The organism is Nocardioides oceani (genome assembly GCF_030412965.1).
In the GTDB taxonomy this organism is placed as follows: domain Bacteria; phylum Actinomycetota; class Actinomycetes; order Propionibacteriales; family Nocardioidaceae; genus Nocardioides; species Nocardioides oceani.
This window is the reverse complement of the sequence record NZ_JAUHJQ010000014.1, coordinates 22,450-41,091: the sequence shown is the minus strand read 5'-3', so window position 1 is coordinate 41,091 and position 18,642 is coordinate 22,450. Positions and strand designations below refer to the sequence as shown.

20 protein-coding genes are annotated in these 18,642 nt (G+C 76.0%); 15 read left to right on the top strand and 5 right to left on the bottom strand.

All coding sequences use genetic code 11. From position 1 onward, the window contains the following. Positions 1 to 62 precede the first annotated feature (62 nt). From QWY28_RS21095 to QWY28_RS21070, 6 genes are all read left to right on the top strand, one after another. Positions 63 to 578 carry an SseB family protein gene (locus QWY28_RS21095; RefSeq protein ID WP_300954786.1) on the top strand — a complete coding sequence of 172 codons (516 nt, stop codon included), beginning with the start codon at positions 63 to 65 and terminating at the stop codon, positions 576 to 578. Positions 579 to 867: 289 nt separating this feature from the next. Then, positions 868 to 1,551 (top strand): translation initiation factor IF-3, encoded by a 684-nt coding sequence (gene infC, locus QWY28_RS21090; protein ID WP_300954830.1) that lies wholly within the window; start codon positions 868 to 870, stop codon positions 1,549 to 1,551. Positions 1,552 to 1,641: 90 nt separating this feature from the next. Beyond that, positions 1,642 to 1,836 carry a 50S ribosomal protein L35 gene (rpmI, locus tag QWY28_RS21085; RefSeq protein WP_166195813.1) on the top strand — a complete coding sequence of 65 codons (195 nt, stop codon included), beginning with the start codon at positions 1,642 to 1,644 and terminating at the stop codon, positions 1,834 to 1,836. An 83-nt stretch (positions 1,837 to 1,919) separates the two neighbouring features. Beyond that, complete coding sequence (gene rplT, locus QWY28_RS21080) at positions 1,920 to 2,312, top strand: 50S ribosomal protein L20 (protein ID WP_154617256.1); 393 nt, start codon at positions 1,920 to 1,922, stop codon at positions 2,310 to 2,312. Further along, on the top strand, positions 2,309 to 3,127 hold the full coding sequence (locus QWY28_RS21075; protein WP_300954829.1) for a TrmH family RNA methyltransferase: 819 nt from the start codon (positions 2,309 to 2,311) through the stop codon (positions 3,125 to 3,127). The genes rplT and QWY28_RS21075 overlap by 4 nt, the downstream gene beginning before the upstream one ends. Before the next feature lie 68 nt (positions 3,128 to 3,195). Further along, positions 3,196 to 3,480 carry a hypothetical protein gene (locus tag QWY28_RS21070; RefSeq protein WP_300954784.1) on the top strand — a complete coding sequence of 95 codons (285 nt, stop codon included), beginning with the start codon at positions 3,196 to 3,198 and terminating at the stop codon, positions 3,478 to 3,480. 21 nt (positions 3,481 to 3,501) lie between these two features. Here QWY28_RS21070 and QWY28_RS21065 read toward each other — a convergent pair whose 3' ends face one another. Next, positions 3,502 to 4,338, bottom strand: a complete 837-nt coding sequence (locus QWY28_RS21065) for a glycosyltransferase family 2 protein (protein WP_300954783.1) — start codon at positions 4,336 to 4,338, stop codon at positions 3,502 to 3,504. Beyond that, positions 4,335 to 5,303 carry a glycosyltransferase gene (locus tag QWY28_RS21060; RefSeq protein ID WP_300954780.1) on the bottom strand — a complete coding sequence of 323 codons (969 nt, stop codon included), beginning with the start codon at positions 5,301 to 5,303 and terminating at the stop codon, positions 4,335 to 4,337. The genes QWY28_RS21065 and QWY28_RS21060 overlap by 4 nt, the downstream gene beginning before the upstream one ends. 181 nt (positions 5,304 to 5,484) lie before the next feature. Between QWY28_RS21060 and QWY28_RS21055 the strand changes: the two genes are divergently transcribed. The 7 genes from QWY28_RS21055 to QWY28_RS21025 are packed head-to-tail and all read left to right on the top strand — an operon-like array spanning position 5,485 to position 13,914. After that, positions 5,485 to 7,131, top strand: coding sequence for a carbamoyltransferase family protein (locus tag QWY28_RS21055; RefSeq protein WP_300954779.1), 1,647 nt, complete (start codon positions 5,485 to 5,487; stop codon positions 7,129 to 7,131). Continuing rightward, the gene (locus tag QWY28_RS21050) at positions 7,128 to 8,651 is read left to right on the top strand and encodes an HAD-IIIA family hydrolase (protein ID WP_300954778.1); all 1,524 of its coding nucleotides are present in this window, start codon (positions 7,128 to 7,130) and stop codon (positions 8,649 to 8,651) included. The genes QWY28_RS21055 and QWY28_RS21050 overlap by 4 nt, the downstream gene beginning before the upstream one ends. Continuing rightward, on the top strand, positions 8,648 to 9,682 hold the full coding sequence (locus QWY28_RS21045) for a glycosyltransferase family 9 protein (RefSeq protein WP_300954776.1): 1,035 nt from the start codon (positions 8,648 to 8,650) through the stop codon (positions 9,680 to 9,682). Before QWY28_RS21050 ends, QWY28_RS21045 begins: the two co-directional genes overlap by 4 nt. Next, the gene (locus tag QWY28_RS21040; protein WP_300954774.1) at positions 9,679 to 10,911 is read left to right on the top strand and encodes a glycosyltransferase; all 1,233 of its coding nucleotides are present in this window, start codon (positions 9,679 to 9,681) and stop codon (positions 10,909 to 10,911) included. The genes QWY28_RS21045 and QWY28_RS21040 overlap by 4 nt, the downstream gene beginning before the upstream one ends. Beyond that, positions 10,908 to 11,561 (top strand): D-sedoheptulose-7-phosphate isomerase, encoded by a 654-nt coding sequence (locus QWY28_RS21035; protein WP_300954772.1) that lies wholly within the window; start codon positions 10,908 to 10,910, stop codon positions 11,559 to 11,561. The genes QWY28_RS21040 and QWY28_RS21035 overlap by 4 nt, the downstream gene beginning before the upstream one ends. Next, a complete protein-coding gene (gene rfaE2 / locus QWY28_RS21030; protein WP_300954771.1) occupies positions 11,558 to 12,955 on the top strand; it encodes a D-glycero-beta-D-manno-heptose 1-phosphate adenylyltransferase in 1,398 nt (465 codons plus the stop codon). The genes QWY28_RS21035 and rfaE2 overlap by 4 nt, the downstream gene beginning before the upstream one ends. Further along, entirely contained in the window at positions 12,952 to 13,914 is a 963-nt protein-coding gene (locus QWY28_RS21025; protein WP_300954770.1) for a glycosyltransferase family 9 protein, read from the top strand. The genes rfaE2 and QWY28_RS21025 overlap by 4 nt, the downstream gene beginning before the upstream one ends. On the opposite strand, the gene QWY28_RS21020 is transcribed toward QWY28_RS21025, so the two are convergent. Continuing rightward, positions 13,859 to 14,821 carry a UDP-glucuronic acid decarboxylase family protein gene (locus QWY28_RS21020; RefSeq protein ID WP_300954769.1) on the bottom strand — a complete coding sequence of 321 codons (963 nt, stop codon included), beginning with the start codon at positions 14,819 to 14,821 and terminating at the stop codon, positions 13,859 to 13,861. The two genes, QWY28_RS21025 and QWY28_RS21020, sit on opposite strands and share 56 nt — an antisense overlap. A gap of 112 nt (positions 14,822 to 14,933) precedes the next feature. Between QWY28_RS21020 and QWY28_RS21015 the strand changes: the two genes are divergently transcribed. Beyond that, positions 14,934 to 15,680, top strand: coding sequence for an SDR family oxidoreductase (locus tag QWY28_RS21015; RefSeq protein ID WP_300954767.1), 747 nt, complete (start codon positions 14,934 to 14,936; stop codon positions 15,678 to 15,680). A 20-nt stretch (positions 15,681 to 15,700) separates the two neighbouring features. Continuing rightward, positions 15,701 to 16,762, top strand: coding sequence for a sensor histidine kinase (locus QWY28_RS21010; protein ID WP_300954766.1), 1,062 nt, complete (start codon positions 15,701 to 15,703; stop codon positions 16,760 to 16,762). On the opposite strand, the gene QWY28_RS21005 is transcribed toward QWY28_RS21010, so the two are convergent. Both QWY28_RS21005 and QWY28_RS21000 read right to left on the bottom strand, forming a co-directional pair. Continuing rightward, positions 16,763 to 17,686, bottom strand: coding sequence for an aldose 1-epimerase family protein (locus QWY28_RS21005; RefSeq protein WP_300954765.1), 924 nt, complete (start codon positions 17,684 to 17,686; stop codon positions 16,763 to 16,765). Then, on the bottom strand, positions 17,683 to 18,507 hold the full coding sequence (locus QWY28_RS21000; RefSeq protein WP_300954763.1) for a DeoR/GlpR family DNA-binding transcription regulator: 825 nt from the start codon (positions 18,505 to 18,507) through the stop codon (positions 17,683 to 17,685). The genes QWY28_RS21005 and QWY28_RS21000 overlap by 4 nt, the downstream gene beginning before the upstream one ends. Between the last annotated feature and the right edge of the window lie 135 nt (positions 18,508 to 18,642).

Genomic DNA, 18,642 nt, shown 5'->3' with positions numbered 1-18,642 from the left:
GTGACTCGCTCGACTTTGGGCGTGTCGCGGGTCACGAGCGTGCGTCTGAGAGCATCGCGGGCGTGAGCGAGCGTCCCGACCAGAAGCGGATCCTGGGTCCGGGGTTCCCCGGCGACACCGGGGAGGTGCCGCCCGCGCTCGCCGCGGCGACCGCGGCGTACGCCTCCGATCGCACGCGGTACGCCGACGTGCTGGCCGCCCTGGCCGGGTGCCGTCTGCTGGTGCCGGTCGTCGCGGTGCTCGGCGAGGTGGAGGTCGACGAGCACGGGCTCGCCCACGACAAGACCTCCGACATGGCGGCCGTCCTCCTGACCGGCGCCGACGGGCGCCTGGCCCTCCTCGCCTTCTCGGGCACCGCGGCCATGGCCGCGTGGGACCCGGAAGCGCGGCCGGTGCCGGTGCCGGCCCGGGTCGCCGCCCAGTCCGCGGTCCAGGAGGGCGCGGCGGCGCTGCTGGTCGACGTGGCCGGCCCGGTGCGGGTCGTCGTCGAGGGGGAGGACCTGCAGGCGCTCGCCGCCGGGTGGACCCTCGCGCGCGTGGGCGACCGGCAGGCCTGGATTCGGCCTGCGGCGGAATGATCGGCTAGTCTCCTGTGTTGACCGATCAGTGACCTGGCCCGGGTGCGTCCTGGGGCAGGGAGCAGATCCACAAGCGGGGACCAGCACCATCCGTCTCCCACCCGCATCGACCGCGAGGTCGTCGGGTCCGGTCCTGAAGGGCTCCGGCCGTGGAGCGCACGTCTGACGTGCTGCCCCGCGGTGACAGGTAGTGACAGGCCTCCGCTTGCGTCAGCGGAGGCCTTTCGTCGTTCCCGGACCCTTGCGGGGAGGCGGCGGGGCTCCGGCCACGTAGCCACCAGGAGGACACATCAGCACCGAGCTTCGTATCAACGACCGGATCCGGGTTTCCGAGGTCCGCCTCGTTGGACCCAACGGCGAGACCGTCGGCATCGTGCCGACGGCCGACGCCCTCCGCCTCGCGCAGGAGGCCGACCTCGACCTGGTCGAGGTGGCTCCCATGGCGCGCCCGCCGGTCTGCAAGCTCATGGACTACGGCAAGTTCAAGTACGAGAACGCGCAGAAGGCCCGTGAGGCCCGTCGGAACCAGACGAACGTGATCATCAAGGAGATGAAGCTTCGTCCGAAGATCGACGCGCACGACTACGAGACCAAGAAGGGTCACGTCGTGCGGTTCCTCAAGGCCGGGGACAAGGTCAAGATCACGATCATGTTCCGCGGGCGCGAGCAGCACCGCCCCGAGCTGGGCTTCCGCTTGCTGCAGCGGCTCGCCGAGGACGTCACCGACCTCGGGTTCGTCGAGTCCGCGCCCAAGCAGGACGGGCGCAACATGATCATGGTGCTCGGCCCGCACAAGAAGAAGGCCGACGCCAAGGTCGACGCCCAGGCCGCCAAGGACGCGCGGAGCGCCGAGCGCGCCGCCGCCGAGGCCGAGGAGCGCGCCGAGCGCGACGCCGCCCACGCCGCTGGTCCGGTCGCGCAGAAGAAGGAGCGCGGCCGCTCCGAGAACCTCGACCCGGAGATCGACGCCTGAGTCGGTCCCGGCCCGAGCCCCGAGCTCGCCCGCAGACTTCCGCCGCGGCACCACCGTGCTGTCGGCAGGACGACGAGAGAGAGACAACAGATGCCCAAGAACAAGACGCACTCCGGCGCCAGCAAGCGGTTCAAGGTGACCGGTTCCGGCAAGATCCTCCGTGAGAAGGCCGGCAAGCGCCACAACCTCGAGAAGAAGCCCTCGAAGGTGACCCGCCGGATGACCGGCACGGTCGAGCTGGCCAAGGCCGACGTCAAGCGCGCGAAGAAGATGCTGGGTCTCTGACCTCGCCCCACCCCGTTCCACGGTGGGTCGTCGGCACCAGCCGATGAGCCCGTCGAGACCCTGAGTACCAAGGAGCAACACAGATGGCACGCGTCAAGCGGGCAGTCAACGCCCAGAAGAAGCGCCGTACGACCCTCGAGCGCGCCAGCGGCTACCGCGGCCAGCGCTCGCGCCTGTACCGCAAGGCCAAGGAGCAGGTCACCCACTCGCTGGTCTACAGCTACAACGACCGGCGCAAGAACAAGGGCAACTTCCGCAAGCTGTGGATCCAGCGCATCAACGCTGCGGCCCGCGCCCAGGGGATGACCTACAACCGGTTCATCCAGGGCCTCAACCTCGCCGGTGTCGAGGTCGACCGCAAGATCCTGGCCGAGCTGGCCGTCAACGACGTCGCGGCGTTCAACGCGCTCGTCGAGGTCGCGAAGAACGCCCTCCCCGAGGACGTCAACGCGCCCAAGGCGGAGGCCTCGGCCTGACGACCCCGCCGCCCCTCGCCGCGAGCAACGCTCGCGTCAAGGACGCACGCAGGCTCAGCCGCCGTTCGGTACGCACCGAGCGGCGGCTGTTCCTCGCTGACGGCCCGAAGGCCGTCGAGGGCGCCCTCGGTCGCCCCGGCACCGTCGTCGAGGTCTTCGCGACGGTCGCCGCCACCGAGTCGTACGCCGCGCTGGCGGCCGCCGCCGACGACGCCGCGGTCCGCTGGACGCTGGTCGAGGACAAGGCGCTCGCCTCGCTCAGCGACAGCGTGACGCCTGCCGGCCTCGTCGCGCTTTGCCGGCACCTCGATCGTCCGCTCGCCGACCTCCTCGGCCCGGACCGGTCCACCCGGCTCGCCGCGATCTGCGCCGACGTCCGCGACCCCGGCAACGCCGGCACCGTCGTGCGCTGCGCCGACGCCGCGGGCGCCGACCTGGTCGTGCTCGCCGGCAGCTCGGTCGACGCCCACAACCCCAAGACGGTGCGGGCCAGCGTCGGGAGCCTGTTCCACCTGCCGCTGGCCGTCGAGCCGGACGCGGCGACGGCCGTCCGCGCGGCGCAGGACGCCGGGCTGGTCGTGCTGGCCGCCGACGGTGCCGGCGAGGTCGACCTCCACGGTCCGGGCGCCGAGCCGCTGCTGGCCCGCCCGACCGCCTGGCTGTTCGGCAACGAGGCCTGGGGCCTGCCCGACGAGCTGGCCGCGCTCGCCGACCACCGGGTGCGGATCCCGATCCACGGGCGGGCCGAGAGCCTCAACCTCTCCACCGCCGCCGCGCTGTGCCTCTACGCCTCGGCGAGGGCCCAGCGCGCCTGAGCCGGGCGGGCGGTGCACGCGCCCGGTCGGCGCCGTATGCGGCGTCCGGCGGTGGATACCCGCCTTCCATGCGCACGATGGTGGCCGCCACGGACTCCTGGACCGACCCCGACGGGTTCCGGACGCCGGCCGGCGAGGTCCACGCGTGGCTGCCGGGGACCAACCAGACGCTCTGCGGCATCCCGGTGAAGAAGGCGGGGCTGGGGCGGTTCTCCCACGTCGAGTGGGCCGACGTGCAGCCGGCGACCGGCCGGGACGCCGACCGCGTCGCGTCGGTGTGCCACCGGTGCCTGGCCGCCACCGGTCACCGGCGCGACGAGAAGCGCTGGACCCGCACCGACCCCCGCCCCTGAGCGGTCCTCCTCGGCCGCCGCTCAGGCCAGCAGCGCCAGCAGGTCCTCGACGTGCCCGGGCACGACGCGCCGGGCGGCGAGGGCGCGCGGCGAGCGGCGCACCGCCTGGAGCAGGCCTCGGGCGGCGGGGAGGTCGCGCCCGCCGAGCACCGACCCGACCTCGCGGAGCACCACCGGCCACGGGCGGCGCATGAGCGCGGTCAGCAGGTGGTTGCGCGCGATTCGTGCGCGGCGGCGGCCGCCGGGGTCGCGCGACGGCGAGGGGTGGTGGTGGGCGACGACGTCCTCGACGTAGGTCAGGTGCCACCCGCCGGCGAGCAGGTCCAGGGCGACCCGCTCCTCCTCGCCCGGGAACGCCACGACCGCGTCGAAGCCGCCCGTCTCGAGGAACGCGTTGCGCCGCACGACCACGCCGCAGGCCACGAAGCCCGCGATCGGGGGACCCGGCAGGTCGGCCAGCCGCGGCAGCGGGCTGCGGGCGAGCTCGGCGCACAGCCCGTCCAGCCGCTCCTCGGGGCCGACGAGGATCCGGGGGTGGACGACGGCCAGGCGCGGGTGGGCGTCGAGCAGGTCCGCGGCCCGGTCGAGCGCGCCCGGCGACCACCACGAGTCGTCGTCGGCGAAGGCGACGTACGGCGTCCGCGCGGCCTCGACGCCGAGGTTGCGGGCGGGCGCGGCGAGGTTGCGGGTGAGCGCGAGCACCTCGACGTCGGGGTGGTGGCGGCCGACGAGCTGCGGGGTGCCGTCGGCGGAGGCGTTGTCGACCAGCACGACCGGCGGCTCGTGGTGGGGGAGGGAGACCTGCAGGTCCGGCCAGCGGTCGCGGGTCATCACGACCGTGGTGACCCGGTCGCTCACGCGGTGCCGGCGAGCGCGGCGGCCAGCACCTCGTCCCAGCGCTCCAGGAACCGCGGCAGCCCGTAGTGCGCGAGCGCGTGCTCGCGCGCGTGCGCGCCGGCCTCGGCGGCCGCGGCCGGGTCGGCGAGGAAGCGGGCGACGGCGTCGCGCAGGTCGGCGCGGCGGGTGGTGACGACACCGGCCGCCGGCGGCACCGCCACGGCCGCCTCGGTGGTCGCCAGGGCGACCACGGGCATGCCGAGGTGCATCGCCTCCAGCAGGGAGAGGCCGAGGGAGGTCCAGCGCGCGGTGTGGACGTACACCCGGCGGCGTGCGAGCTCGTCGTGCATGGATGCCTGGGGGAGGTCCTCGTGGGTGGTCAGGCCCGCGGCCGGCGGCAGCTGGTCGACCCGCATGCCGAAGACGTCGACGGGGCCGACGGCGAGCAGGTCGGGCAGCAGGTCCGTGCCGACCGAGCGGCCGCGGCGGACGGGGTCGTTGACGACGACGGCGGCGTGCGCGAGCTCGCCGCTCCAGCGCCGGCCCGGGTCGACGATGCCGTGGTCGATGACGGTCGTCCGCGCCTCGCCGTTGTCCCAGAACAGCTCGTTGAAGCCGGTGACGTGCACGAGCGGGACCGCGGACTGCCCCGCCACGGGGTGCCGGGTGTCGGGGACGTCGGGGTGGCCGTGCAGCGGGGTGTTGTGCTCGAGGTAGACCGCCGGGACGTCGACGCCGGGCCGCCGGCCGAGCCAGCGCTCGGCGAGGTCGAGCTCGTGCGGCCGCTGGAGCACCACGAGGTCGATGCCGGCGTCGGCGAGCTGCTCGGGCGGGAGCTCCACCACGCTGGCCGGCCAGTCCCAGGTGCGGGCGCGGCCCAGCCCGTCGGGCCCGCGGTCGGGCGTCACCGGCACGACGTACTCGTGCGGTCCCTGGACGAAGGAGGTGGTCCAGGAGCCGTGGACGTGCCAGAGCAGGACGCGCATCAGGCGGGGTGGTCGGGGCGGGGGGTCGGCTGGGCCACGCGACGCCTGTTCCCCGCGCCGACGGGGGCATTCGCCCTTCGGGAGGGAAGCGCCCCTAGCAGTGCAGGTCAGGCCCGGTGGAGCCGCGTATGGGAGCGGTCACCCAGGGAACCGCGACCGCAACCGACGTTCAGGAGCGCTCGTGAAGGTCCTCGGCATCAACGCCCTCTTCCACGACCCTGCCGCCGCGCTCGTGGTGGACGGGGTGACCGTCGCGGCGGCCGAGGAGGAGCGGTTCTCCCGCCGCAAGCACGGCAAGCGCCCGGTCCCGTTCGCGGCGTGGGAACAGCCGGAGCTGGCGGCGCGGTGGTGCCTGGAGCACGCCGGGATCGACGTCTCCGAGCTCGACGCGGTGACCTACTCCTACGACCCCGACCGCGCGCGGCCGGCGGATGACCTCGGTCTCTTCGACCCGTGGGACCACCTGCGCCAGACCTACGCGCGCCAGGCGCCGGGGTTCCTCTCCACCGCGCTCCCGGGCCTCGACCCGGCCTCGGTGGTCTTCGTGCCCCACCACGTCGCCCACGGCGCCTCCAGCGCACTGGCCTCGCCGCACCCCGACACCGACGTGCTGGTGCTCGACGGGCGCGGCGAGTGCGCCAGCCACCTGGCCGGCCGGTACGACGGCGGCGCGCTGACCGTCCACGCCGCGCAGGAGCTCCCGCACTCCCTCGGCCTGCTCTACGAGGACCTCACCGAGCACCTGGGCTTCCTGCGCTCCTCCGACGAGTACAAGGTCATGGCGATGGCCTCCTACGGCCGGCCGCGGTTCATGGACGAGATCCGCGACCTGGTGCGCGCCGACGGCGACGGCGGCTTCGTCACGCGCGGTGTCGACTGGTCGGCCCTGGCCAAGCGGCTGGCGCCGGGGGAGGAGTGGACCCAGGACCACGCCGACCTCGCAGCCACGGTGCAGACCCGGCTCGAGGAGGTGCTGATCGACCTCGCCGAGTGGCTGCGGCGCCGCACCGGCGGGACGACCCTCACCCTCGCCGGCGGGGTCGCGCTGAACTGCGTGGCCAACACCCGCCTGCACGCCGAGACCGGCTACGAGTCCGTCTGGGTCCAGCCCGCCGCCGGTGACGCCGGCACCGCCCTGGGCAGCGCGCTCCACCACGCCTACACCTCCGGCGACGCGCTGACCCCCATGCGCGGCGCCGACCTGGGCCGCGGCTTCACCGACGACGAGGTCGAGGCCTGGCTGCGCACCGCGCAGGTGCCCTACGAGCGGCCGGACGACGTGGCCGTCGAGGTCGCCGAGTGCCTGGCCGCCGACGGGGTCGTGGCGTGGTTCCAGGGCCGCAGCGAGTACGGCCCGCGCGCGCTCGGGCACCGCTCGCTGCTCGCCCACCCGGGCCGGCAGGAGAACCTCGAGCGGCTCAACGACGTCAAGGGGCGCGAGCAGTTCCGTCCCGTCGCGCCGATGGTGCGCGCCGAGCGCGCGGCCGACATCTTCTCCCGCGGGCCGCTCCCGTCGCCGTACATGCTCTTCGTCCACGACGTCGCGCCCGAGTGGCGCGACCGGATCCCGGCGGTCGTGCACGTCGACGGCACCGCCCGCGTCCAGACCGTCGACACCGACGACCACCCGTTGCTGGGCCGGATGCTCGAGGTCTTCGAGCAGCGCACCGGCCTGCCGGTGGTCATCAACACCAGCCTCAACACCGCGGGCCGGCCGATGGTCGACGACCCGCGCGACGCGCTGGAGTGCTTCGGGTCCGCGCCGGTGACGATGCTCGCGATCGGGCCGTTCGTGGTCCGCCGCCGGGCGCTGGCAGGCGCGGCGTGACCGGGCGCCACGCCCGCACCGACACCACCGTCGTCGTCCCCACCGTCGGCCGCCCGAGCCTGCTCGTCCTGCTCGAGCGGCTGGCCGGCCAGACCGTGCCGCTCGACGTGCCGGTCGTCCTCGTCGACGACCGGCCCGAGGGTCCCGACCTCGCCGAGGAGGTACGCCGGCGGCTGCCCGGCCACGGTCTGGACCTGCGCGTCGTCCGGGCCGGTGGCGGGGGACCGGCTCGCGCCCGCAACATCGGCTGGCGGCACGCCCGCACGACGTGGGTCTCGTTCCTCGACGACGACGTCCTGCCCGGGACCGACTGGCACGAGCGGCTGCGGGTCGACCTCGAGCTCGCCGCGGCCCGCGACGCCGTCGGCTCCGAGGGCCGGATCCGGGTGCCGCTGCCCGAGGACCGCCCTCCCACGGACTGGGAGCGCGGCACCGCGGGGCTGGAGACGGCCCGGTGGATCACCGCCGACCTGACCTACCGCCGCCGCGACCTGTCCGCGGTGGGCGGGTTCGACGAGCGCTTCCCGCGGGCGTTCCGCGAGGACGCCGACCTCGCCCTCCGGCTGGGCGCCGACCGCGGGCGGGTGCTCGACGGGAGCCGGCTCACCGCCCACCCGGTGCGGCCGGCGGACGACTGGGCGAGCCTGCGGCAGCAGGCCGGCAACGCCGACGACTACCTGATGCGGGCCGTCCACGGCCCGGACTGGCACGTGCGCGCCGAGGCGCCGCTGGGTCGGCGGCCGCGGCACGTCGCGGTGGCCGCGGCGGCCGCGGCCGCGGTCGGGGCCCTGGCGGCTGGCCGGCGACGTACCGCTCTGTTCGCCGCGGCGGCCTGGCTCGCCGGCACGGCCGACTTCGCGTGGGCGCGGATCGCTCCCGGCCCCCGGGACGCCGCGGAGGTACGCCGGATGGCGCTGACCAGCGCGGCGATCCCGGTCGCGGCGACGTGGCACTCCGCGCGCGGCATCGTCCGGCACCGGCGCTCCGGCCCCTGGCGCGGCCTGCCCGACCTGGTGCTGCTCGACCGCGACGGCACGCTGGTCCACGACGTGCCCTACAACGGCGACCCGGCGCTCGTCCGGCCCGTCGAGGGCGCCCGCGAGGCCCTCGACCGGCTGCGGGCGCTCGGCGTGCGGCTCGGCGTGGTGACCAACCAGTCCGGCATCGCCCGGGGCCTGATCACCCGCGAGCAGGCCGACGCCGTCAACGCCCGCGTCGCGGAGCTCCTCGGCCCCTTCGAGGTCGTGCTGCTGTGCCCGCACGGTCCGGAGGACGGCTGCGCGTGCCGCAAGCCGGCGCCCGGCATGGTCAAGCAGGCGTGCGCCGAGCTCGACGTCGATCCCGCGCGCACGGTGCTGGTCGGCGACATCGAGGCCGACGTCGCCGCGGCCGAGGCGGCCGGCGCGGTGGGCGTGCTGGTGCCGACCGCGCAGACCCGCGCCGACGAGGTCGACCGGGCCGCGCTCGTCGCGCCGTCCCTCCCGGCGGCCGTCGAGGAGATCGTGCGGGGCCGCTGGTGACCCGCACGCTCGCCGTCCGGCTCGACAGCCTCGGAGACGTCCTCGTCACCGGGCCGGCGCTCCGTGCCCTCGCGGCCGGGTCCGACCACCTCGCCCTGCTCTGCGGGCCCCGCGGGCGGGCCGCGGCCGAGCTGCTCCCCGGCGTCGACGACCTGCTGTGCTGGCGGGCGCCCTGGATCGACCCCGAGCCGGACCCGGTCGCCCGCGATGACGTCGAGGACCTCGTCGCGCTGGTCGCCGCCGGCCGCTACGACCGGGCGGTCGTCTTCACCTCCTTCCACCAGTCCGCGCTGCCCACCGCGCTGCTGCTGCGGATGGCCGGGGTGCCCTGGGTCGGCGCGATCAGCGAGGACTACCCGGGCTCGCTGCTCGACGTCCGGCACCGCTTCGACGCCGACGTCCCCGAGCCGGAGCGGGCGCTCTCGCTGGCCCGGGCGTGCGGGTTCGAGCTGCCCCCGGGCGACCCCGGGGCGCTCGCGGTCCGCACGGTCGTCGCCGAGCCCTCCCCGGTGCCGTACGTCGTGCTCCACCCCGGCACGTCGGTGCCCGCCCGAGCGTGGCCGGCCGAGCACTACCGCGAGGCGTGCCGGCTGCTCACCGAGCGCGGCACGACCGTCGTGGTCACCGGCGGCCCCGACGAGCGCGACCTGACCGCCCTCGTCGCCGGCGGCGGCGGGATCGACCGCGGCGGCGGCACCGACCTCGGTGAGCTCGCCGGTCTGCTGGCCGGCGCGCGGGCGGTCGTCGTCGGCAACACCGGGCCCGCCCACCTGGCAGCCGCGGTCGGGGTGCCCGTGGTCTCCCTCTTCGCACCGACCGTCCCCGTCGAACGCTGGGCGCCGTACACCGACCGGCGCGTCGTGCTCGGCGACCGCGACGCCCCGTGCCGGGGCACCCGCGCGACCACCTGCCCGGTGCCCGGGCACCCCTGCCTGTCGTCGGTGACCCCTGCCCAGGTGGTCGCCGCCGTCACCGAGCTCGGCGGCCTGGCCGCGCCCGCGCCGAGCGCGACCCTGAGGAGGATCCCGTGAAGATCGCGCTCGTCTCGGAGCACGCCGACCCCCTGGCGACGCTCGGCGGCGTCGACGCCGGCGGCCAGAACGTCCACGTCGCCGCGCTGGCGGCCGGCCTCGCCCGGCGCGGCCACGAGGTCGTCGTGCACACGCGGCGCGACCGCACCGGGACCCCCGACCGGGTGCGCACCGCCGACGGGTACGTCGTCGACCACGTGCCCGCCGGGCCGCCGACCGAGGTCCCGAAGGACGACCTGCTGCCGCACATGCCGGCCTTCGCCGAGCGGCTCGCCGCCCAGTGGCGCCGGTGGCGGCCCGACGTCGTCCACGCCCACTTCTGGATGAGCGGCGTCGCCTCGCTCGACGCCACCGCCGGCACGGGCGTCCCCGTCGTGCAGACCTTCCACGCGCTCGGCTCGGTCAAGCGCCGGTGGCAGGGTGCGGACGACACCAGCCCGGCCGACCGGATCGACCTGGAGCGGCGGATCTGCCGCGAGGCGGCGCGAGTCGTGGCGACCTGCTCCGACGAGGTGCGCGAGCTGGTCGAGCTGGGGCTCGACCCGGCCCGCGCCGACGTCATCCCGTGCGGCGTGGACGTGGGGCACTTCCGTCCCGGTGCCGCGCCCGCCGGTGTGCCCACTGGTGCCGGCCGGGCCGGGCGGCGGCGGGTGCTGGTGATCGGCCGCATGGTCGCCCGCAAGGGCATCGACGACGCCGTCCGGGCGGTGGCCCGGATCCCCGACGTCGAGCTCGTCGTCGCGGGCGGGCCGCTCGCCGACGCGCTGGACGCCGACCCCGAGGTCGCCCGGCTCCGCGCGCTCGCGGCCGACCTCGGCGTCTCCGACCGGGTCGTGTTCACCGGGGCCGTCCCGCGCGGCGACGTACCCGCCCTGGTGCGGAGCAGCGACGTGGTCGTCACCGTGCCGTGGTACGAGCCGTTCGGGATCGTGCCGCTCGAGGCGATGGCGTGCGGCCGGCCGGTCGTCGGCTCGGCCGTCGGTGGCCTCCTCGACACGGTCGTCCCCGGCGTGACCGGCGAGCTGGTCCCGCCGCGCGACCCCGACGCGCTCGCCGGCGCGCTCGGCGCGCTCCTCGCCGACGACGTGCGCCGGGCGGCGTACGGCAGGGCCGGGCGGCGCCGCGCGCTCGAGCGCTACGACTGGCGCTGCGTCGTGGAGCAGACCGAGTCCGTCTACGCAGCACTCCTCGGCGCGCCCGCGCGCCTCACCTCGGAGGTGACCCGATGACCGGCACGAACGCCCGCCCCCTGCACACCCCCTGCGACCACGAGCACCTGCTCGAGCTGTCGCGGGCGCTGGAGAGGTTCGGCCCGTGCGTCGACGTCGTCGACGACTGGGGGGTGCGGCTCGCGGAGGTCCTCGACGGCGGCGGGCGCCTGCTCGCGGCCGGCAACGGAGGCAGCGCCGCCCAGGCCCAGCACCTCACCGCCGAGCTCGTGGGCCGCTACCGCGAGGACCGGCCGCCGTTCTCCGCGATCTGCCTGACCTCGGAGACCTCGAGCCTCACCGCGATCGCCAACGACTACCCGCCCGAGGAGCTCTTCGCCCGCCAGGTCGAGGCCCACGGCCGGCCCGGCGACGTGCTCGTGCTGATGTCGACCAGCGGCCGCAGCCCCAACATGGTGGCCGCGGCGAAGCGTGGACGGGCGGTCGGGCTGCAGGTGTGGGCGATGACCGGTCCGCGGCCCAACCCGCTGGCCGACGTCGCCGACGAGGCCTGCTGCGTCGACGCGCAGTACACCGCGACCGTCCAGGAGCTGCACCTCGTCGCGCTGCACATCACCTGCGCGGCCCTCGACCGCACCCTGGGCGTCGGCGTCTCCCGCACCCGGATGTCGAACGAGGACCTCGTGTGCCGCTCGGGGGCCAGCGCATGAGCCGCGGCCCGCTCGTCGTCGTCGGCGACGCGCTCCTCGACGTCGACCTCGAGGGCCGCGCGGGGCGCCTGTGCCCCGACGCGCCCGTGCCCGTGCTCGACGACCTCGTCGAGCACCCGCGACCCGGAGGCGCCGGCCTGGCCGCGGCGCTCGCGGCCCGCGACGGCCACGAGGTCGTCCTGGTCTCCGCGGTCGCCGACGACGCCGACGGGGAGCGCCTCGTCGCGCTGCTGGACTCGTACGCCGTCCGGCTGGTGCGCGTGCCGCACGCCGGCAGCACGTCGGTCAAGAAGCGGGTCCGCTCCGCCGGGCAGTCGCTGCTGCGCCTCGACACCGGCACGGCCGGCGCGGTCGGACCGGCCCCCGAGGCGGCCCTCGCGGCGATCGCGTCCGCGGGCGCGGTCCTCGTCGCCGACTACGGCCGCGGGCTGACCGCCGAGCCGGCCGTCCGCGAGGCCTTGGCGGCCGCCGCGGGCCGGGTGCCCGTGGTCTGGGACCCGCACCCGCGGGGCGCCGCGCCGGTGCCGGGCGTCCGGCTCGTGACGCCCAACCGCGACGAGGCGGCACACTTCGCCGGGGACGTCGGGGCGGGCGCCCGCACGCCGCTGGGCGAGGTGAGCGCCCGTGCGGCCGCCCTCGTCGAGCGGTGGTCGGCCGCGGCGGTGGCGGTCACGCTGGGCGAGCGCGGCGCGCTGCTGAGCCACGGGGAGTCCTCGCCCTCGGTCCTGCCCGCCCCGCGGGTCGGCGCCACCGACCCGTGCGGCGCCGGCGACCGGTTCGCCAGCGCGGCGGCCGGCGCCCTCGCCACCGGCGCGCTGACCACCGAGGCGGTGCAGGCCGCCGTCCTGGCCGCCGCGCACTTCGTCGCCGGAGGGGGAGCGGCGGGCTTCGGCCGTTCCGGCCCGGGCGCCGCGGACCGCGGCAGCGCCGCGGCGGGGCTCGACCGGGTCGAGCTGGTCCGCGCCGCCGGCGGCACGGTCGTCGCGACCGGCGGGTGCTTCGACCTCCTGCACGCCGGCCACGTGGCCACGCTCGAGGCGGCGCGGGCGCTCGGCGACTGCCTGGTGGTGTGCCTGAACTCCGACGCCTCCGTGCGCAGGCTCAAGGGCGCGTCGCGGCCGCTGGTCCCGCAGGACGACCGGGCGCGGGTGCTGGCCGCCCTCGAGCCCGTCGACGCGGTGGTCGTCTTCGACGAGGACACGCCGACCGAGGCGCTGCGCCGGGTGCGACCCGACGTGTGGGCCAAGGGCGGCGACTACGCGGGCGTCGAGCTGCCCGAGGCGGCGCTGCTGCGCGAGTGGGGCGGCCAGTCGGTCGTCCTGCCCTACCTCCAGGGCCGCTCGACCACCTCGCTCGTCGCCACGGCCGCCCAGCGCGCCGGCGCGGGCAGGTGACCGCGCGGCCCCGAGCGCTCGTCCTGCGCGCGATCGGCCTGGGCGACCACCTGGCGGGCGTGCCCGCGCTGAAGGCGCTGCGGCGGGCGCTGCCCGACCACGAGCTGGTGCTGGCCGCCCCGCCTGCCCTCGGGCCCCTGGTCGCGTTGACCGCGGCCGTCGACACCCACCTGCCGGTCGGCGAGCTCGCGCCGGTGCCGTGGACCGGGCCCCGGCCCGAGGTCGCGGTCGACCTGCATGGCAACGGCCCCGCGAGCCGCCGCCTCCTCGAGGCGCTGGAGCCCGTGCGGCTCGTCGCCTACGAGGTCCCCGGCGGCCCGGCGTGGGACCCCGAGGAGCACGAGCGGGCGCGCTGGTGCCGGCTCGTGGCCACCGCGTTCGGGGGCGGTGCCGACCCCGACGACGTCTCCCTCGACGAGCCGACCGAGCCCTCGCCGGCGCCGGGCGGCGTCGTCGTGCACCCGGGCGCGGCCTCGGAGGGGAGGCGCTGGCCGGTGGACCGGTTCGCCGCCGTCGCCCGCGGGCTGGCCGCCGAGGGGCACAGGGTCGTGCTGACCGGCTCGCCCGCCGAGGCCCCCCTCGCCGAGGAGGTACGTCGCCGGGCCGGCCTCCCGCCGGCCGCCGTCCTCGCCGGGCGCACCGACCTGAGCCGGTTGGCCGCCCTCGTGGCCGGTGCGCGGCTGGTGGTCTGCGGGGACACCGGCACGGCGCACCTGGCGTCGGCGTACCGCACGCCGTCGGTGCTGCTCTTCGGCCCGACCCCGCCGCAGCGCTGGGGCCCGCCGGCGGCCGGCCCGCACACGGTGCTGTGGCACGGGACCGGCCCGGGCGACCCGCACGCGGCGACGCTCGACCCCGCGCTCGCCGCGATCACGGTCGGCGAGGTGCTCGACGCCTGCGAGGTCAGGCTGTCGCGCGCTGGGTCCGCCCCCCGGCCATCCACCGCACGGTCCGGCTGAGCCCCTCGCGCACCGGCGTCGTGGGACGCCAGCCGAGCAGCTCCTCGGCGCGGGTGATGTCGGGCCGGCGGACCTTCGGGTCGTCGGTCGGCAGGTCGATGAACGCCACGGTGGAGGTCGACCCGGTGATGTCGCGGACCAGCTCGGCGATCTCGAGCACCGTGAGCTCGCGGTCGTTGCCGATGTTGACCGGTCCGGGGTGGTCGGAGGCCGCCAGCCGCAGGAGGCCGTCGACGGTGTCCTCGACGAAGCACAGCGACCGGGTCTGGCTGCCGTCCCCGGCGACGGTCAGCGGCTCGCCGGCGAGAGCCTGGTGCACGAAGGTCGGGACGACGCGGCCGTCCTGGTCGGCCATCCGCGGCCCGTAGGTGTTGAAGATGCGCGCGATGACCGCGTCGACGCCGCGGTGGTCGCGGTAGGCGGTGGTCAGCGCCTCGGAGAAGCGCTTGGCCTCGTCGTACACGCTGCGCGGCCCGACGGGGTTCACGTTGCCCCAGTAGGTCTCGCGCTGCGGGTGCTCCAACGGGTCGCCGTACACCTCGGAGGTCGAGGCGAGCAGGAACCGCGCGCCCTTGCGCTCGGCGAGGTCCAGCGCGTTGGTCGTCCCGCGGCTGCCGACCATGAGCGTCTCGACGGGCATCCGCAGGTAGTGCACCGGCGAGGCCGGCGAGGCGAGGTGGAGGACCTGGTCGACCTCACCCGGGACCTCGAACGGCTCGCACACGTCGGCGAGGACGAGGTGGAAGCACGGGTCGTGCAGGAGGTGGGCGACGTTCTCGCGGCGGCCGGTGGCGAGCGAATCGACGCACCACACCTCGTGACCGTCGGCGAGCAGCCGCTGGCACAGCCAGGAGCCCACGAATCCCGCGCCGCCGGTGACGACCGTCGCGCCCGTTGTCCGCCTCATCCGCTGTCCTCCCGTGACTGCCAGGTGCCGCCGGGGTACCCGGGCCCACCTGCTTCATCCCTTCGGGGGACGTCGCGTGTCTCGGCGGCGGACCCACGGGTACAGCCCGGCCATGACGACACAGGACCTGGAGGGGCGCGTCGCGCTCGTCACCGGCGGGGGCAGCGGACTGGGCCGCTCGATCTCGCTCGAGCTGGCCGGGCGCGGAGCGCACGTGCTGGTCGCCGACATCGACGCCGACGGCGCGGCGCGGACCGTCGAGGCCGTCGGGGCCATCGGAGCCGCGGGCGGCGCCGAGGCGGTCCCGCTCGACGTCACGGACAGCGCGGCCGTCGACGAGGTGGTGGCGCGGGCCGCCGCCGAGCACGGGGCGCGCTTCGACCTCCTGGTCAACAACGCCGGGACCGACCGCGGCGCCGACCTCACCGACGTCGAGGACGACCAGTGGCACGGCGTCTTCGCGGTCAACGTCCACGGACCGATGTACCTCGGCCGGGCCTTCGTCCGGCACCTCCGGGCCGCCGGCGCGAGCACCGGCGACATCGTGTGCGTGGTCTCGATCAGCGCGCTGACCGTCGGTGCCGGGGCGGGGGCCTACAACGCGTCCAAGGCCGCGATGCACAAGCTGGCCGAGGTGATGCAGACCGAGTCGCGCGAGCGCGGCTGGCCCGCGCGGGTCAGCATCATCGACCCGGCCGCGATGGCGACGCCGATGATGGACCAGTGGGGGCTGCCGCCGGAGCGGATGATGGACCCCGCGATCGTCGCCGGCCTGGTCGCCACCGCGGTCACCCTGCCACCCGAGGTGGTGCTGCAGAACGTCGTGGTGACGCTGCGCAACGAGTACTACCCGCGCTGAGGCCGCCTAGGGTGGCCATCGTGGACGCCCAGGCCCTCGCCGACTCACTGCCCGACGGGGTCGTCGTCGCCGACGCCGACCAGCGGGTGGTCCTGCTCTCCGCCCAGGCGGCCCGGATGCTCGGGACCACCTCCGAGGGGGCGCTCGGTCGCCCGCTGCCGGAGGTGCTCGCGCTGCGCGACCAGGATGGTCGGGCGTGGGCGGCGTGCAACACGCCGTACGCCGGCATCGCCACGCGCACCGCGGTGCCCGAGCAGTCCTGGCTACTCCCGGACGGCACCGAGGTGCTCGTCGCGGCGCGGATCCACCGCGACGCGCTCGACCGGCCGGTACGTCGCGTGGCCGTCACGCTGCGCTCCGGGCGCGGCCGCGCCCGGCTGGACCGCGAGCGCTCCGACCTCGTCGCCACCGTCGCGCACGAGCTGCGCTCCCCGCTGACCGGCGTGAAAGGGTTCGTCCAGGCGCTGCTGAACCGGTGGGACAAGCTCAACGACGACCAGAAGAAGCTGATGCTCACCACGGTCAGCGCCGACTCCGACCGGCTGAGCCGGCTGATCGCCGAGCTGCTCGACGTCGCCCGGATCGACACGGGCCGGCTGCAGCTCTACCCGCGGCCCTCGGACGCCGGGGTGCTCGTCACCCGCATCGTCGAGTCGGTCCAGGCCGGGACGGCGCGCCCGATCCACCTGCGGATCGACGCGCCCGACGGGGAGCTGCCCCCGGTGCACGTCGACCCCGACAAGTTCACCCAGGTCGTCACCAACCTGGTCGAGAACGGCGTCCGCCACGGCGACGGCTCGGTCGGGGTGCTGGTCGAGGCGGTCGGCGCGGGCCACGACACGGACCCGCCCGGGGTCCGCATCACCGTCGACGACGAGGGCGAGGGCATCCCCGAGGAGATGCGTCGCCGGGTGTTCACGAAGTTCTGGAAGGGCGGCGCCCGCGGCGGCTCCGGGCTCGGGCTCTACATCGTCCACGGCCTGGTCCGCGCCCACGGCGGCACGGTCACCATCGGCGACGCCCCCGGCGGCGGCGCCCGCCTGGTCACCACGTGGCCGAGCGAGGACCGCCGCCAGGACTGATCACCGGGGCGGAAGCGCCCCGATCGTCCACGACGCGGTGTGCGACCCGCCGGGCGGCAGCACGACGAGGTCCTCGCCGCCGTTGAAGGCGTCGGGCGGGCAGGACATCGGCTCGACCGCGAGGCCGCGGCGGTGGTTGCCCGGCTCGAGGGGGAGGTCGCCGGTGTGCACCTGGATCCAGGGCAGCACGGCCGGGTCCCAGGTGCACGTCACGCCCAGGCCGGCGGCGTCGTGCAGCACCACCCGGGCCCGGCCGTCCTCGTCCGGCACCACGCCGGTGAAGGCGTGGTCGAGCTCGGTGGTCCCGACGACCCGCGCGGTGCGGAAGTCGCGGTCGGTCCCGGCGACGGGGGAGCGGTCCAGCGGCAGCAGCCGGTCCGGGGTCACCTCCAGCACCTCGGCGACGGGGAGCCGCAGCGTCCAGTCGTCGACCGGTCCGGGCCCGGCGACGAGGTAGGGGTGCGGTGCGACGCCGTACGGCGCCGGGTCGGTGCCGACGTTCCGCGTCGTGACCGTGGTGGTCAGGCCGTCGTCGTCGAGGGCGTGGCGCACGGTGACGTCGAGGTCGAAGGGGTAGCCCTGCTGCGGGACCAGCCGGTGGCCGAGCGTGACCGAGGAGCGGTCCCGCTCCACGACGGAGAAGCGCACCCAGCACACCAGGCCGTGCAGGGCGTTGCCCCGTTCCGGCTCGGTCAGCGCCAGCTGGTGGTCCTCCCCGCCGAAGCGGTAGCGGCCGTCGGCGACCCGGTTGGGCCAGGGGAGCAGGACCGAGCCGCGGAAGCGCGGGCGGACCTCGTCGGCGTCGTAGGGCCGGACCAGGTCGCGCCCGCCGTGGCACACGCGGCGCAGCCCGCCGCCCACCTCGGTGGCGACCGCGGTGTAGCCGCCGTGCTCGAGCAGGTGCTCGTCCCCGCCGCGGCTCACGAGACGCCCGCCGTGTCGCGGGCGCGGCTCGGTCCGACCCCGGCCACGGGGGCCACGACCAGCTCCACCCCGCGCTCCCGGACGCTCGCCCGGCCGTCCTCGTGCAACCCGTCGTCGGTGACGACGACGTCCGCGCGGTCCACGGGCGCGATGGTGCTGATGCCGATCATCCCCCACTTGGTGTGGTCGGCCAGCACCACGAGGCGCTGCCCCGCGGCGACCAGCGCCTGGTCGGTGTCGGCCTCGAGGAGGTTGGGGGTGGTGAAGCCGGCGCGCGGGTGGATGCCGTGCACGCCCAGGAAGACCACGTCCAGGTGGAGCAGCCGCAGCGAGGAGACGGCGACGGGCCCGACGAGCGCGTCCGAGGGCGTGCGGACGCCGCCGGTGAGCACCACGTTGGGGGCGCCTCCCGGCGCCTTGTGCAGCACGTCGGCGACCCGCATGGAGTTGGTGACGACGGTCAGGTCCGGGATCGACCGCAGGCGGTGGGCGAGCGTCCAGGTCGTCGTGCCGGCCGAGAGGCCGACCGCCGAGCCGGGGCGCACCATGGCGGCGGCCGCCGCGGCGATGGCCTCCTTCTCGGCCGTCTGCTGGGCCCACTTCGCCTCGAAGCCGGGCTCGTCGGTGCTGGGCTTCGCTCCACCCGCGACGGTCGCGCCGCCGTGGACCTTCTCGATGCTGCCCCGGGCGGCCAGGTGGTCGAGGTCGCGCCGGATGGTCATCTCCGAGACGGCCAGGAGCCGGGCCAGCTGGCTGACCCGCACGGCCCCGAGGTGCTCGACCTCCTGCAGGATGCGCGCTTGGCGTTCGGCGGCGAGCATGGGGCCCCTCTCGAGCCGTCCCGGTGGTCCGGGTGTCGGCGGTGCTGGTCGGTGCTGGGTCGGTGCTGGCCGGTGCTGGTCGGCAGCCAGGTGCACGTGGTTGCGGCGTGCGGTGTTCGGATCTGGTGTGCGCAT